The 15,758-nt window shown below is 39.9% G+C and carries 12 protein-coding genes; 8 read left to right on the forward strand and 4 right to left on the reverse strand.

What is annotated here, in order from left to right; all coding sequences use genetic code 11:
* The first annotated feature begins 483 nt into the window (after nt 1–483).
* Together H5200_RS06165 and H5200_RS06170 are read left to right on the forward strand one after the other, a co-directional pair.
* On the forward strand, nt 484–2,196 hold the full coding sequence (locus H5200_RS06165; RefSeq protein WP_259399180.1) for a sensor domain-containing diguanylate cyclase: 1,713 nt from the start codon (nt 484–486) through the stop codon (nt 2,194–2,196).
* 66 nt (nt 2,197–2,262) lie between these two features.
* Nucleotides 2,263–2,976 carry a M15 family metallopeptidase gene (locus H5200_RS06170; protein WP_182717341.1) on the forward strand — a complete coding sequence of 238 codons (714 nt, stop codon included), beginning with the start codon at nt 2,263–2,265 and terminating at the stop codon, nt 2,974–2,976.
* Here the strand turns inward: H5200_RS06170 and H5200_RS06175 are convergent, their stop codons facing one another.
* Nucleotides 2,977–3,477: a hypothetical protein gene (locus tag H5200_RS06175; protein ID WP_182761159.1), complete on the reverse strand. Its 501-nt coding sequence runs from the start codon at nt 3,475–3,477 to the stop codon at nt 2,977–2,979.
* A 122-nt stretch (nt 3,478–3,599) separates the two neighbouring features.
* Here H5200_RS06175 and H5200_RS06180 point away from each other — a divergent pair, with 122 nt between their 5' ends.
* The 3 genes from H5200_RS06180 (at nt 3,600) to H5200_RS06190 (ending at nt 9,050) form a co-directional block, all read left to right on the forward strand.
* On the forward strand, nt 3,600–7,607 hold the full coding sequence (locus H5200_RS06180; RefSeq protein WP_182717343.1) for a rhombosortase-dependent M36 family metallopeptidase: 4,008 nt from the start codon (nt 3,600–3,602) through the stop codon (nt 7,605–7,607).
* Nucleotides 7,608–7,972: 365 nt separating this feature from the next.
* A complete protein-coding gene (locus H5200_RS06185; protein ID WP_058559473.1) occupies nt 7,973–8,182 on the forward strand; it encodes a cold-shock protein in 210 nt (69 codons plus the stop codon).
* Nucleotides 8,183–8,378: 196 nt separating this feature from the next.
* On the forward strand, nt 8,379–9,050 hold the full coding sequence (locus H5200_RS06190) for a transporter substrate-binding domain-containing protein (protein WP_310737043.1): 672 nt from the start codon (nt 8,379–8,381) through the stop codon (nt 9,048–9,050).
* 4 nt (nt 9,051–9,054) lie between these two features.
* Here the strand turns inward: H5200_RS06190 and H5200_RS06195 are convergent, their stop codons facing one another.
* The 3 genes from H5200_RS06195 to udk all read right to left on the reverse strand — a co-directional run bounded on the left by H5200_RS06195 (nt 9,055) and on the right by udk (nt 11,839).
* Nucleotides 9,055–9,774, reverse strand: a complete 720-nt coding sequence (locus H5200_RS06195) for an ABC transporter substrate-binding protein (protein WP_182717344.1) — start codon at nt 9,772–9,774, stop codon at nt 9,055–9,057.
* Between the two features lie 193 nt (nt 9,775–9,967).
* Nucleotides 9,968–11,191: a NupC/NupG family nucleoside CNT transporter gene (locus tag H5200_RS06200; protein WP_182731970.1), complete on the reverse strand. Its 1,224-nt coding sequence runs from the start codon at nt 11,189–11,191 to the stop codon at nt 9,968–9,970.
* A gap of 18 nt (nt 11,192–11,209) precedes the next feature.
* The gene (udk, locus tag H5200_RS06205; RefSeq protein ID WP_145238801.1) at nt 11,210–11,839 is read right to left on the reverse strand and encodes a uridine kinase; all 630 of its coding nucleotides are present in this window, start codon (nt 11,837–11,839) and stop codon (nt 11,210–11,212) included.
* Nucleotides 11,840–12,030: 191 nt separating this feature from the next.
* Between udk and H5200_RS06210 the strand changes: the two genes are divergently transcribed.
* The 3 genes from H5200_RS06210 to H5200_RS06220 all read left to right on the forward strand — a co-directional run bounded on the left by H5200_RS06210 (nt 12,031) and on the right by H5200_RS06220 (nt 15,533).
* Nucleotides 12,031–13,263 (forward strand): phosphopentomutase, encoded by a 1,233-nt coding sequence (locus tag H5200_RS06210; protein WP_182761160.1) that lies wholly within the window; start codon nt 12,031–12,033, stop codon nt 13,261–13,263.
* The gene (gene deoD / locus H5200_RS06215) at nt 13,263–13,964 is read left to right on the forward strand and encodes a purine-nucleoside phosphorylase (RefSeq protein WP_145238795.1); all 702 of its coding nucleotides are present in this window, start codon (nt 13,263–13,265) and stop codon (nt 13,962–13,964) included. Before H5200_RS06210 ends, deoD begins: the two co-directional genes overlap by 1 nt.
* Before the next feature lie 426 nt (nt 13,965–14,390).
* Nucleotides 14,391–15,533, forward strand: a complete 1,143-nt coding sequence (locus H5200_RS06220; RefSeq protein WP_182761161.1) for a serine hydrolase — start codon at nt 14,391–14,393, stop codon at nt 15,531–15,533.
* Nucleotides 15,534–15,758 lie beyond the last annotated feature (225 nt).

The following is a 15,758-nucleotide window of genomic DNA, read 5'->3' on the forward strand; positions in this document are numbered from 1 at the left end:
TCAGTGGGTATATAACCAATTCCCTGGGTTATTGACTAGAATCATCGCAGTGATAGTGAACCCTCGCAGTACATCTAAGGCGAGCAAACGATGACTGGGTAATTGTGATAATATATTCTGGCAGTGATGTTTAACCATAACGTTCTTTTATTTGTTATTTGTCTTTTAATTGTAATAATTTATTCATTTTGCGCAAGGTAAATTTTCTTCGCTTATTTTGTTAAAAGCGCAAACAGATAAATTGATTTTTCTATGGGGAAACAGCAATCGCTTAGCGCAAGCTCAGCAACAAATTGTTGCATAAGTTCAACTGGCATGTAGTGAAAATTCAAATAATATTACAAGTATTTGAATTTAAAATTTTTATGTCGCGAGAGCCAAGCTGAGCGCGGTCTAAAAATTGCATAGAGATAAATTATTAGCCGTTGGGAACAACAGAAATAAGTACTTTACGAGCTTTTAGCTGGATCGTATGGGAGCTATTTGCTATCATTTATCGTTAGTATAATTGCCAAGGAAATACAAGGCCAGCATAGAGAAGTAAGTATTTTGCTAGACCGTGTTAATATCAATCTTGATTTAAAAAAGTTAATCTTATTTTTAGCTATTTCAGTGACTGTGATCACCTTTCTAAATGGCTTTTATTCCAGCTACCAAGTACAAAAACAGCAGCTACAATCGCAAACCTTAAAAAACCATAATGCGTATGCCGCTAAACTTGTCTCTGCCACTGACCGGTTTCTACTGGCTGCTCAGCAGCAACTCGCTTATTCAGCAAAAATTCTTGCAATCCAATTTAATGATGCAAACACTCTTGCGCAAGAGGCGCAGCGACTTAGGTTGCAAACTGATAGCTTTAACTCAACGGTTGTCGTTGACAAAAATGGTGTGGTATTAGCCCATTCACCATTGAGTCTAAAGCTAAAAGGTCAACTTTTAGAAAGTGATGGTGCAAAACAAGCACTAGCGAATAAAAAGCCAATGATCAGTGAGCCTTATATTTCTGCGGTAGGGAACCTCGTGATAGTTATTTCGCATCCGATATTTAACTCTCAAGGTGAATACCTTGGCTACATAGGAGGGACATTATATCTAAAACAAAAAGGGATTTTACACGACTTACTGCAAGTACATTTTCATAAAGACGGCTCATATATCTATGTTATTGATAAGAATAGGCGCTTACTTTATCACCCTGATGTTGCTCGGATCGGTGAACAAGTTTTTGGCAATCCAGTGATCGAAGCGGTGCTAAGAGGTGAAAGCGGCACTAGGCAGTTAATTAATAGTCAAAACATTGTCATGCTGGCAGGTTATGCACCATTAAAAAGTGCCTCTTGGGGCATTGTCACACAACGACCATTAGACGCTACATTTGCGCCATTAGACGATTTAATGATGAATGTTTTATATCGAACCCTGCCAGTAGGGTTGGCAACCTTTATATTTATTTGGGTGCTAGCTCGGTTAATTTCAAAGCCGTTAAGGCAACTTGCAGAAACGGCTAAAACACTTGATAACCCGTCAACTTCGCAACAGTTAAAGCAAGTGCGGTCTTGGTATTATGAAAGCTCTGAACTGCGTTTAGCTATGCTAAAAGGAGTCGGCTTATTACAAAACCAGATTGGTCTATTACAGCATGAAGCACAAACAGATCCACTTACGGGCTTACATAACAGACGTAGCCTGGAGCTCATGTTAGATCAATTAACTTTACAGCAAACACCCTTCACTGTGCTTGCTATCGATATTGATTTTTTTAAGCGTGTTAATGATGAGTTTGGCCATGATATTGGTGATATTGTTTTGCAATCGTTGGCTACAATTATTGTTGATGTAACCCGTGAAAATGATTTTGTTGCACGTACGGGGGGAGAAGAGTTTATTGTTATATTACCAAATATTAACGCCAAATCAGCTTATCAACTTGCGGAACGATTACGTATGCGTGTATCAGAAACAATCATCGAACCAGTAGGAAGTATCAACATATCAATAGGTATTTCTGGCTGGCCACTGATGCAATTGAGTGTTGAAGAGATACTCAAACAAGCGGATCAGACTTTATACAAAGCGAAAAAAACGGGTCGTAATCGGTGTATTATTGATTCTCAGTTTATCCAATCTGATGATTCTCAGTTTATCCAATCTGATGATTCTCAGTTTATCCAATCTGAACTTGTCGAGCAGGAATAATTTATTGGCAATGGCTTTTAACTATGCAATATTAATAGCCTGTTTTTAATGTTATAAGCTACTACAATGTTGTTAAATATCAGTTTTAAACTAATGTCACTGCTTGGAGTGTATGCTTTAAGCAGTGCAGCAATTGCCCATGACGCTAACGCTACATATTCCGACCCAGCTCAAAGCTATCGTAGTGAGTTTGTTGATGTTGCAACGTTAATACCGACCGCATTATTTGATATTCGCTATTTTAGTGGGCAAAACTTTGTTGGTAAACCAATCGAAGGTTATAACGCGCCTAAATGCTTATTGCATAAAACGGCAGCTGCAGCGCTGGTAAAAGCACATTCTCAGGCGGAGCAAGCAGGTTATAATTTTAAAATTTATGATTGTTATCGACCACAACGAGCCGTTGACCACTTTGTGCGTTGGGTTAACGACGCAACTGACACAAAAACCAAAGCAGCGTATTACCCTAATTTAGGAAAAGATCAGTTACTCGGTGATTATATCGCAGCTAAATCAGGCCACAGCCGTGGTTCAACAATTGATTTAACTTTGACTGATAGTCAAGGCAAAGCACTAAATATGGGCTCACTGTTTGATATGTTCGATACCATCTCAAATACCGATGATCCGCGTATTACTCAAGACCAACAAGCAAACAGATATAAGTTAAAAAATATCATGTTGGCCGCTGGATTTTCGCCTTACGCAATGGAGTGGTGGCACTTTACCTATCAGCCGCAAGCCTACCCGAATACCTATTTTGACTTTGTGGTCGAGTAATTAAAACTGCTCCTCAATGGGTGAATAATTAATTGCGATTTCAATAGTATCAATAACGGTATATTGCTTTAAATCACTTATTGTTGATTTCAAGTCGGTATTTTTATCGACTAGGAATTGATAGGTGTGCTTGGTAATTTTTTTTGTGTTGTACGTACTTTTGAGTGCTAGCGGAATATCATCGCTTTTCAAGGTGATAAACACGGCTCCAGTGACAATTCCTTGCTCCGATGTCGCGTGATTATGGACAGTTGTTCCTTTAAGCAATTTATCCGTTTTATAGCTAATCTTTTCCCCGTTATTATTAATTGAATTGCTAACTGAAAGTGTTGTTTCTACATTCTTTAGTTTTTGTGAAGTATTTAAAGCTACTTCTTGAGCTTTTTCATTACTAGCATTGATGCTATTTTCGGCACTGTCAGTTAGCGTTTCATTTTTTTTACATCCACTCATTAGTGCAATTGCAATTATAACTAGCTGTAATTTAAAGTTATTTGACATATTTGAAATTCTCTCATTTACCTTTGTTTACATTTGGCTTTCTTTGGTTAACATCATTAGTGTACATTGTTCTTGGTTATGAATGTTAACCAAATTAAAATTATAACAACAGGGGATTATTAATGTATCAATTTAAAGTAACGGCCGTTGCTTCGATGGTTACGGCTATTTTGGCATCGACTCAAGTACAAGCTACTGAGCAAACTCGATTTTTTAATGCGCCAAGCGTCAGCTCTCAAGTTCAATTTAATCCACAAATAACCCAGCAACGTGCATTAGCTGAACGTAGAACAGTATCGGGGCATGATTCAATTTTTGATGCTCAGCTTGGCAAGGCAACGTTTCTTTGGCAAGCCGTTGGTCAAGCAAAACCTAATATGTCAGTTGTTTTACCTGAACAAAGAAATGCATACGCTGCAGATTTTTATTTAAATGCTTTAACCGGTTTCAGTACTAGTAAAAAAGGGACGTCAAACGCAGTTCTTGCAGATTTATCTAAACAAAAAAGTGGTTCTGTAACGGCTAAATATAAACAACAAGTTCATGGCGTAGAAGTTTTTAATCGTGAATATAACCTTATCATGGATAAGGAACATAACTTGGTGGCAGGATCAGGCTATTTTGCTAACACAAGTGCAAATACTAAACGTTCATTAGCACCATTAGCTGATTTTGTTGGTGCTGAGCAGAGCATTAAACAAGCGATTAAAAAGCTAGCAGATATTAATGTATCCCTTACAAAATCAACTGAACAAGGCGATTACGTTAAATACACTGTAACTAATCAAAGTGGTGATAAAGTTGTAGTTGGCCAGCCGCGCGCTAAAAAAGTATTCTTTGAGGTTAATGGTCAACTTGAATCAGCTTATTATGTTGAAGTTGAAGTCGCAGATAAGAACAGTTTAGAAAGTGACTACTTCAGCTATGTTATTGGTGCAAAAAACAGCAAAGTATATTTCAAAAAAGACCTGAAAGCGCATGCTGCTGATTTTAACTACCGTGTCTGGGCTGATGCAGATGGTTACCCATGGGAAGGCCCACATGGTGATGTTATTCCTGCTGACGGTCCTGATCAAACAGATGAAACCGAAATCCTTGATGCACCGATAGTGAGCCTTTCTTATTACAGTAAGTTAAGCACCATGGATCCATGGCTTACTGATGATGCTACAACTACATCTGGTAATAACGTATTTGCATATGCCGACGTTATAGCACCACAAGGTTTCACTGAAGGTGACTTCACTGCTGAAACAACCTCAGATTTTACATTTGATTACCCCTATCAAGTTGATCAAGTCGCAAACAGTTACGACAATCGCAAAGCGGCAATTGTAAACTTATTCTACATGAATAACTTTTTGCACGACTTCTTCTATGATCATGGTTTTGATGAAACTTCGAATGTAGCTCAGCTCTCTAACTATGAGCGCGGTGGCATTGAAGGGGATCCAATTGAGGCTCAAGCGCAAGATAATAGCGGTTTAGATAATGCTAATATGGCAACACCAGCTGATGGTGCAAGTCCACGTATGCAAATGTATTTGTATAATAGTAAAGATGCAAAAGTAGGCACAGACTTTGGTGTGGTTGTAACCTCTGACGCAACTATTGGAGTTCTTGAGTCTTCTAAAGTCTCGGGCTTTGGGCAATTCCAATTTGCTGATGTTACAGCTGAAGTTGTACGTTTGGTTGATGGTAATGACACTGATTCAGGTAGCGTTTTCGATGGCTGTGAGCCTGCAACTAATGGCGCAGAGTTAGCTGGAAAAATTGCCCTAATTGATCGTGGTTCGTGCAACTTCACAGCAAAAGTTTTACATGCTCAAGAAGTTGGAGCAATCGGCGCAATTGTTGTAAACAACGTTCCAGACACTGATGAGCCTGCGGCTATGGGCGGTGAAGATGATGCGGTGTTAATTCCTAATATGGGTCTTAACTTTGCTGATGGTCATCTCATGTATGACTCTATAAGTGCTGGTAATACAGTTACTGTTAATATGTTCAATAATGCCAAGTTAAAAGATGGCACACTTGATAACGGTATTATTGCTCATGAATGGGGCCACTATATTAGTAACCGTTTAGTTGGTAACTCTGCGGGTCTAATTAACTTCCAAGGCCGTGCAATGGGTGAAGGCTGGGGTGATTTCCACTCCCTGATGTTTATTGCTAAAGCTGATGACATCAACATCACAGGTAACGACAAGTTCCAAAAAGCATACGGCAGTGGTACGTTTGTTGAAGACTTCTACTATGGTATTCGTCGTGTACCATACTCTACAAATAAAGAAGTTAATCCGCTTTCATTCCGTCACATTACTGAAAATGCAGGTGCAGATGTAGGCATTTCACCAACAAGTGTAGCCTCTCCACATGCTGCGGGTGAAATTTGGGCGACTATGCTTTGGGAAAGTTATGTAGCATTAATCAATGAACATGGTTTTGAAGAAGCACAAAATCGCATGGCTAACTACCTTGTTGCAGGCTATAAATTAACACCAATTGCGCCTTTATATACTGAAGCACGTGATGCGATATTAGCGGCGGCATACGCTGTTGATACCAAAGATTATGAGCTTATTTTAGGTGCATTTGCTAAACGCGGCATGGGTTTAGGTGCTGTAGCGCCAGATCGTTTCAGTGAAGATTTAACGGGCGTTGTAGAATCTGACAAGATGGAACTGGCTAGCTTTAACCTCAAAGATGTGGCTATTGATGCAAACTACAATGGTGCAGAGCTAGGCTTTTGTTCAAATGACGGTATTGTCGATAAAGGTGAAACGGCCACATTAACTGTGAGTATTACAAATACTGGTAGTAAAATGCTTACTGGTACGCAAGCTCAACTGACTGTGGTCAGTGATCATGATGTGACATTTGAAAATGATGGTTTAGTTACATTTGCTGACACAATGCCATTTTCGACTGCAACGAGTTCACCCCTTAAGTTTACCTTAAATGAATCAGGTACAGCTGAAAACTTAGAAATTGAAGTATCATTCCCAGAGTTATCTGCTGACGATGAAATTGTTGAAGCTGCCACTGAAAAAGTTACTTATTCGGTCAACATGGCTTTTAAAGAAAAACAGCCAGTCGGCGCGCAAACTATGGATAACATGGAAGTAGCGAGAGCATCATTATATGATCTAAAAGAAAATGTAATGATCGGTGGTGATTTAGCTAAAGGTACACAAAGTATGGCAGCTGATGATAATGTTGCCTTTTTCAACAGCTTTGGTTTTGAGCTTGGTGAGCAAACGATGTTCTTGCAGAACAACGATTTCCAATCAGATGTAGCGATAGAAACTAAAGGATTTGATATTGGCTTTGCAGGTGACTTTGAGGTGTCATTCTGGCATTTTTATCGTATTGAAAACGAGTGGGATGGTGGTGTTGTTGAAATTAGCGTCAATGGTGGTAGCTGGGTTGATGTGACTGAAATGGGTGGTACATTTAATCGTGGTTACGATGGTCCGTTAATTGAGAATGACTCCCAAGCTATCCAAGAGCGTGATACGTTTACAGGTAACAACATCAATCAGGATAACGTATACGGTAACTACGAAACAATTAATTTTGGTAGTGAACTCAATGGTAATAGAGCAAAACTACGCTTTCGCCTTTCATCAGATGGCGCTGTTGGTGATTTAGGATGGTGGATTGATAACCTTACATTTAACAATGTAACAACGCCAATCTTCTCAGCAGTAATTGCTGGCGATGCAGTCGCATGTGATAACGCAGCTCCTATAGTAACAGTTACCGGTGAGTTAGGTATTAAGGAATCAGTAACCAGTACTTTAAATGCTGTAGCCACGGATAGAAATGCAGATGAACTCACTTATGCATGGACACAAGTAAGTGGCACAACCGCAACACTATCTAATGCAGATACTGCGGTACTTAGCTTTACTCCAGGCGCAATCACAAGCGACGAAGAAGTCGTGTTCGAAGTTGCGGTCAGTGATGGCACCGTATCGGTTACCGAGCAAGTAACGGTTGCCGTAAGCAACGAAGCAGAACCTGTGGTTGAAAAGCCCAAATCGAAATCAAGTAGCGGTAGTCTAGGCTTCTTGATGTTATTACTTACTCCATTAGCAATATTTGGTCGTCGCCGTAAGCGTTAATCATAATATTAGTAACGATTAAGAAAAGCCCTTGCAGTTAGCTGCAAGGGCTTTTTTATTGGTCGTATTTACAAGCCATTATAAAAACGCATGTTACCGCTGCGTGCTGTTTTTTAGTTTTGAATTTACTACAGGTTGGCTCATGACTGAGTATTTATATATTAATTAATAAAGGGGTTGACATAACTTATTAACCCTGTATAGTTTGCTGCAGCTAGAAAGAAAGCATGAAAGCTATAAATCTCCATTTCGATGTTGTATAAGTAATACTTGTAGTACCGTCCTGAAGTTTTTAAAGTACCATCTCATTTTTTGCTACACCGCTCATTAGAGCAATTATTTTATTTTTATATCAGGATATTACAATGTCTAACATCGTATCAGGTACAGTTAAGTGGTTCAACGAGTCTAAAGGTTTTGGTTTCATCGAGCAAGAAAATGGCCCAGACGTTTTCGCACATTTCTCAGCAATCAAAAGCGAAGGTTTCAAAACTTTAGCTGAAGGCCAACGTGTAGAGTTCACTCTTTCACAAGGTCAAAAAGGTCCACAAGCAGAGAACATCACTGCTGTATAATTTTACCTTTTAGGTAGAATAAAAAAAGCAAGCTTAGGCTTGCTTTTTTGTGTCTGAAAATTGACGTAACTTGCTCCCCCTCCTATTCTTTATCTATTATTATTATTCTGTAACGAGATAGATTATCTACCGATTACTCATCCTAGTAATTAGCCTTGGATTCACATTTACTTGCATTGCAAAGCCAACAATTACTATTTTTACTGAACAGTTTCCCCCTTATAATTTTTCGAATAAAGGGCAGCTGCAAGGGATTAATTTAGATATTGTGCGTACGTTGTGTGAGCTTTCACAAGTGGAGTGCAAATTTGAGCTGTTGCCTTGGGCAAGGGCATACGATTTAGTGCAAAAAAATCAGCTCTCAGGGCTAGTATCAACCGCTCGCAGTGCTGAGCGAGAAGATTTATTTTACTGGGTTGGCCCGTTGGTTTCTTCACGTACATTTTTTTATCGACTTCGTGATAACAAACACATTAATCCAACTGATATTACTCAAGTTAGTGCATACACCTTAGGTGTCGTTAGAGGCAATATTTATGAGGGGTTAGTGGAGAGTATTGGTTTCCAACAAGATAAAAACTTATTAAAAGTAGCTCATCACTATGAGTATATGAACTTATTTTTTAAAAATAAAATCGATTTAATTCTCGGCTCAGAGTTTGCCTTAGATTACCAACTACAGCAATTTGGTCACGGTGGTAAAGAAGTCGTCAAACTTGTTGAGCTGCCAGTAAATACATTACAGGGTAATTATTTAGTTTTTAATAAAGAGATGCCTATCGAGATAGTTGAGCGCTTCAATGAGCAGTTAGAAAAACTTAAAGCGGTGGATAACTTTGACGCTTATCGGCATCGTTATGTACAATAGCTAGTTAATGAGCTGTTATTAATTGACGGTATTTTTCAGTACTTTTAACCTTTAAAAAAGCCTGCTGCAGTGCTTTTATAATATCTTCATCAGTATTGATATTTGCAGCTAAGTAACCAGCTACTGCCAGTCCTTCTATGGCATGTACGAACGTCAGTGCGTTAGCATTGATCGCTAGCTGCTCACTCATTGAAGCTAGATAATTAGCATCGTCTACTACCAGATCAACTTTTCTTGCCAGTAGTAACTGATATGACTTTTGAATATCAGTGGTCAGCAATACTTCGAAACCACGTTTTACTAATACTTGCGATGCAAGATCATGGCGCTGTACGGCAATTTTATATTGCTTGGCTTGCTCTGTATTATCAAAGTTAATATCACTGCGCTCAGAGAGTTTTACAAAGCCCATTTCAAACTGTGCTACTGGCCCAATCCAATGAAACAGTGTTTCGCGCTCCGTAGTGCGTGCCATACTGTAAATTAAGGTGTTGCTATTATTAACCGCCATTTTATAAGCACGTGCCCAAGGGTACATGTTGATTGGGGCATTGAGCTTAGCCTCTAAAATAATCATATTTACTAACTCAGTGCTATAACCAGTTACCTGATTATTCAGCAAAACTTGATTCGGCGGTGACAACTCGGTCACAACCATTAAGTTTTGATTTGCAGTACTATGGACACTGATACAAAGAAGTAGCAGATTAATAAATAGCCGCATTTATTTTCTCTTTTTGACGATAGAACTTTGAGTATAGCAATAACTAAGAAAAGTATTATGAAAGTAAACAGTGAATTAAAAACGATAAAAGGGCCATAAAGGCCCTTTGTGAAGTATCGTTCAAGTAAGATAAGTCTTTAACCCCTTAAAGGCTTATCCTATTGTTTTGCAACCAAGGCTCATCTCAAAGTTTCTAAGCTAGCGAGAGGAAAAAACCTGCAATTGCGGCGCTCATAAGGTTAGCCATAGATCCTGCTAACACTGCTCTGAGCCCTAAGCGTGCGATATCCTTTCGCCGACTAGGCGCCATACCGCCTAATCCACCTAGTAAAATGGCTATCGATGATAAGTTAGCAAACCCACATAACGCGAATGTGACAATCGCTTGTGTGTGCGCACTTAACGTATCGCGATAATTCATAAAGTCTAAATAAGCAACAAACTCGTTTACTACTAATTTTTGACCAATAAAGCTACCAGCTATAATTGCTTCATTCCACGGTACACCTAGTAACCAGGCAACCGGCGCAAATATATAACCTAAAATTTCTTGTAGTGTTAGGGTTGGATAATCAAACCAACCACCAATACCACCTAATAAACCGTTTAAAAGCGCAATTAAAGCTACAAATGCCAGTAACATTGCGCCTACATTCAAGGCTAAATGCATACCGTTTGCTGCACCCGATGCTGCTGCATCAATTACGTTAACCGGCTTGTCTTCGTCAAGCTCTAAATCAGCTAAAGTATCTTTTGGTGTTTCGGTCTCTGGCACAATCATCTTGGCCATTAAGAAACCACCCGGCGCTGCCATAAAGCTGGCTGCAATTAAATATTTAAGCTCTACACCAATAATCACGTAACCGGCCATTACTGAGCCCGCTACCGTTGCTAAGCCACCTACCATTACTGCAAATAACTCTGACTTAGTCATCGTTGCAATGAACGGCTTAACAATCAGTGGCGCTTCAGTTTGACCAACAAAAATGTTTGCGGTTGCTGAAAGCGACTCAGTGCGTGAGGTTTTCAACAGTTTTTGTAAACCACCGCCTAATATTCTAATTATCCAATCCATAATGCCTAAGTGATATAACACAGCAACTAATGCTGAGAAAAACACAATAACTGGCAATACCTGAATAGCAAAAATAAACCCTAACGTATCCTGATTTGCTAACGGTCCAAATAAAAAACTGATCCCATCATTAGCAAACCCGATCACTGATGATACGGCTTTTGACATGCCAACTAATGCATTTTTGCCTGCGTCTGAAAACAGGACAAAACCACCAATTATAAATTGCAGGGCAAAAGCGATACCGACAGTTCTAAAACTAATTGCTTTGCGATTTGTCGAAGCCGCAAATGCAATGCCTAGCAGCATACACATGCCGACTAAGCTCATAAATGTTGTCATCTTTGCTTATTCCCGTTGTTATTTTTGCAGTAAATATTTTATTTTACTTTTAATTATATCAATCGCAACACGATTCATACCACCACGTGTAACCACTAAATCAGCCTTGTGCTTTGAAGGCTCAATAAACTGATAAAACATCGGTCTCACAGTAGCTTGATATTGTTCAACAACGGACTGTAATGTTCTGCCTCGTTGCTCCATATCACGTTGCATACGGCGCATCAGGCAAATATCAAGCGGTGTATCAATAAACACTTTGATATCAAATTCTTTACGTAGCGCTTTATCACTAAGCAATAAAATCCCTTCAACTATGAGAATTTCTGCTGGCATCACAGTGCGTGTTTTGTCACTGCGAGTATGCTGCGCATAATCATAGGTAGGTACTTCTACCGCTTCGCCATCACGTAACTGTGTTAAATGCTTACACATTAACTCATGTTCAAACGCATCAGGGTGGTCGTAATTCGTTTGCGTACGATGATCAAACGGCAGATGCGATTGGTCTTTATAGTACGCATCTTCTTCAATCACGGCGATGGCGCCTGGTTCAAGCTCATTTACCAATTCATTGTAAATTGTTTGGCTAAAAAGAGATTTGCCAGACGCAGAAGCGCCAGCAATGGCTATTATTGTTCGTGTCACTAAAGTTCTCATCCACACAGAAGGATACATTGTTGGTAGATCACAATAGCAAAAAAGACACGAATAATCTCTCTTGCTTCGCTTTAAGGGGTGAAATTTATAATGTTTAGGTTTTATGAAACAGGACTTATGTCCTGTACGTTAAAAAGCACAAAAATATAAAGTAGCTACATTGGATAATCGAGGTGAGTATGGCAAGAGCAATTATATTAATGGCAGATAGCCTAGGCATAGGTGCAGCACCAGACGCTGATAAGTTTGGCGACGTGGGCGCAAACACTTTTGCACATTTGCTTAAAGCATACTTTGAAGAAACCGGCGAACGGCTATCACTACCTAATTTATCGTTATTAGGTTTAGTTGATGCATGTGAAGCTGCAGGCAACGAACCGTGCCTTGTTAGCGACCGCCAAACACCGATTGCTGCTTGGGGTTACGCTAAAGAGCTTTCTAGCGGTAAAGATACCCCATCAGGTCATTGGGAAATGGCCGGTGTACCGGTGTTATTCGATTGGGGATATTTCCCTAAAACACAACCGAGTTTTCCACAACAGTTAATTGACGAGCTGATTGCTCGTACCGGTATCCCGGGGATTTTAGGTAATTGCCATGCCTCGGGTACTACGATTTTAGAACAGCTAGGTGAAGAGCACATAAAAACAGGTAAACCAATCTGTTACACCTCAGCTGATAGCGTGTTTCAAATAGCCGCGCATGAACAAACTTTCGGTCTAGAAAAACTTTATCAGGTCTGCGAAATCACACGGGCGCTGCTTGATGAAATGAACATAGGACGAGTGATTGCGCGGCCATTTTTGGGTTCCAATAATCAAGACTTTGCCAGAACGGGCAATCGTCGAGATTATTCAGTGTTACCGCCAGCGCCAACATTGCTAGACAAACTAGCCGATGACGGTGGTGAAGTGATTAGTATAGGGAAGATATCTGACATCTATGCACATCAAGGGATCACCCAAAAACACAAAGCCCCAGGCTTACAAAACTTGTTAGCAAAAACCACTGAGGTAATGGCATCAGCGCCAGATCACAGTTTGATATTTACTAACTTAGTTGATTTTGATGAAAAATTTGGTCATCGCCGCGACCCTGTTGGGTATGCAAAAGCGCTTAAACAGTTGGACGATTACTTACCAACGATACTTAAGCAGCTTAAAGCCGACGACGTACTAATTATTACGGCGGATCACGGTTGTGATCCAACATTCCCGGGCAGTGAGCACACCCGCGAATATGTGCCTGTACTTGCTTATCAGGTAGGGCTTGAAAATACCCCGCTTGGTGAACGTGCTAGTTTTGCAGACATAGGTCAAACACTTGCCCAGTGGTTTAACTTATCTGCACTTGAATATGGCGATGGCTTTATTGATAAGCTTAACGCGCTAAAAGTAAAAGGAAACGAATAATGAGTACTCCACATATTGACGCAAATAATGGCGATTTTGCACAAACGGTATTAATGCCGGGTGATCCATTACGTGCGCAATACATTGCTGAAAATTTTCTTGATGATGCTGTAAAAGTAACCGGCGTTCGTAACATGTATGGTTTTACTGGCACTTATAAAGGTAAACCAGTAAGCATTATGGGTTCTGGTATGGGCATTCCATCAATGTCGATTTATGCACGCGAATTAATCGTCAGCTACGGCGTTAAAAACCTAATTCGTATCGGCACCTGTGGCGGTATTGGTAGCGACATTAAAATTCGTGACGTTATTTTTGCACAAGGCGCAAGCACAGATTCAAATGTAAACCGTGCGCGTGTACGTGGTTATGATTTCTCAGCAATTGCTGATTTTGATTTACTATTAAACGGCGTTAATGCAGCAAAAGAGCTAGGTATTAAAGCGAAAGTGGGTAACGTATTTACCACCGACACATTTTATCAAGCCGATAACAGCTTTTATCAAGAACTTGATAAACTAGGTATGTTAGCGGTAGATATGGAAACAGCCGGTTTATACGGCGTTGCTGCTGAATATGGCGCAAAAGCCATGGCATTATTTACCGTGAGTGACCACGTGATCACTGGTGAAGCAACCCCAAGTGAAGAGCGTCAAAGCACCTTCAATGAAATGGTTAAAATTGCCTTAGAGTCAATCTAAGCGTAATAAAAAAAAAGTTCCTTGGTAACGTATTCACTCGTTTGGAGACACGCCCAAATACAGTGAGACTAACCTCCAAAGCCGCCTAGTTAAACTAAGCGGCTTTTTTTGTGGCGAAAAGTTAGCGAGGGTAAAGTTAGCGAGGGTAAAGTCTGAGCTAGTACAGGTAATGTTAGTGGGAGTAAAGTGGATTAGTCGCCATTTAACCTGACACTTTCACAGGTAGAGTTATATCAAATCTGACAGTCTCTTGTGTACGTGAAGCGGATATTTCGCATTCTCTATCATACAAATACAGTGTACAGTTATACAGCTGAAAACATTGATAGTGTGATACGAAAAATCTGAAATGCTAATTTATCTCACATATCAGTTCACATGGAAAGCAAACGTTTTTACACGAAAACAATTAGATAGGGATAACTCATGCACAGATTAGTTCAGGCGCTCACTATTGGCCTACTACTAAATTCAGGTAAAGCTGTTGCACAAAATAATCAGATAATGCTTTTAGAAAAAAGAATGGACGCTATTGCCGAAAAGAGCATTAGCTCAGATGGGCCTGGATGTTCTATAGGTATAATTCAGAACAGAGAGTTTATATTCAAAAAGAGCTATGGACTAGCTAATGTTGAACACCAAATACCGCTCAGTAGTCAATCGTTATTCAGAATGGCGTCGGTATCAAAGCAATTTACAGCTTTCGCTGTTTTGCTGTTAGCTGATGATGGCGCCATCGCGCTCACTGACGATATTCGCCAGCATTTGCCAGAATTAAAAGAATATGGAAAAAAGATCTCCATCAACTCACTACTCGGACATTTCAGCGGTTTGGGCGATTTTGAAGATCACCTAAGTACACTTCGTGAGTCTTCCTTAAGCGGCTTTTTTATTGGGAGTGAACAGTTCGTATCAAATTCAGAGTACTATTCTGTCATTAAAGACTTTCCGCTTGTACATGAACCTGATACCACTATGGAATACAGTAATCACGGGTATATCATTCTGGCAAAATTAGTTGAACGAATAAGTGGATTGACGATACGCGAATTCACCAATAAGCGTATATTTAAGCCCCTTGGTATGAATCATACGTTTTTTTCAGATAGCGCCGAAGAGATTATTCCTAACCGAGCATCCGGATACCGTTCGCCTGAAGCAGGAAAACAACGCAATCATTTGACTGCTTTACACACAATTGGTGATGGAGGCTTATTCAGCACCATAGATGACATGCTGATATGGGATAATCACTTTAATGATCCTAAGTTGGGCAAAGATCCTAAAGCGTTAATTGCGCTAATGAATAAGCCAAATGTGAATGTGCCAGAGAGCGATGAGGGGAAATGGTACTACGCCAATGGGCAAAATACCGATGGTCGCTATTTTTTCCACAACGGTGGTTGGGTTGGAACAGGCACCAGCTACATTCGAAGACCAGACACCCAAACGTCTGTTGTTGGAATGTGCAATTCGGTGTCACTAAGTGTAAATGATTTTACTTATGCAACCTTTGAGATATTGGCTGATTTAAAGTTGTGGGACGGGGAAGACCCTTCGGTATACTGAAATAAAAAGCGTAAATGGGTAAAATAACAGCTATCGCTGACAGGCTCGAATTTAAAAGACAAGTTGAACGTCCGCAAATTGTCTGAAGCGGCCTGTCAGATGGTATCTAAACCAGCAAATAAAAGTGTCAGATCAGATATGAGCCACTACAAGTAAAGAGACGAAGTACTTGACTACCGCGTTTAAAAATTCATTCTGATAAAACTCGCAAACTCGCAAACTCGC

The sequence above is a fragment of the Pseudoalteromonas sp. SG43-7 genome (assembly GCF_014164295.1).
Classification (GTDB): Bacteria; Pseudomonadota; Gammaproteobacteria; order Enterobacterales; family Alteromonadaceae; genus Pseudoalteromonas; species Pseudoalteromonas rhizosphaerae.

Coding starts and splice junctions, on each gene's coding strand:
- H5200_RS06170 (WP_182717341.1), top strand. CDS start 2,263: ATGTTGTTAAATATCAGTTTTAAACTAATGTCACTGCTTGGAGTGTAT.
- H5200_RS06175 (WP_182761159.1), bottom strand. CDS start 3,477: ATGTCAAATAACTTTAAATTACAGCTAGTTATAATTGCAATTGCACTA.
- H5200_RS06180 (WP_182717343.1), top strand. CDS start 3,600: ATGTATCAATTTAAAGTAACGGCCGTTGCTTCGATGGTTACGGCTATT.
- H5200_RS06185 (WP_058559473.1), top strand. CDS start 7,973: ATGTCTAACATCGTATCAGGTACAGTTAAGTGGTTCAACGAGTCTAAA.
- H5200_RS06195 (WP_182717344.1), bottom strand. CDS start 9,774: ATGCGGCTATTTATTAATCTGCTACTTCTTTGTATCAGTGTCCATAGT.
- H5200_RS06200 (WP_182731970.1), bottom strand. CDS start 11,191: ATGACAACATTTATGAGCTTAGTCGGCATGTGTATGCTGCTAGGCATT.
- H5200_RS06210 (WP_182761160.1), top strand. CDS start 12,031: ATGGCAAGAGCAATTATATTAATGGCAGATAGCCTAGGCATAGGTGCA.
- deoD (WP_145238795.1), top strand. CDS start 13,263: ATGAGTACTCCACATATTGACGCAAATAATGGCGATTTTGCACAAACG.
- H5200_RS06220 (WP_182761161.1), top strand. CDS start 14,391: ATGCACAGATTAGTTCAGGCGCTCACTATTGGCCTACTACTAAATTCA.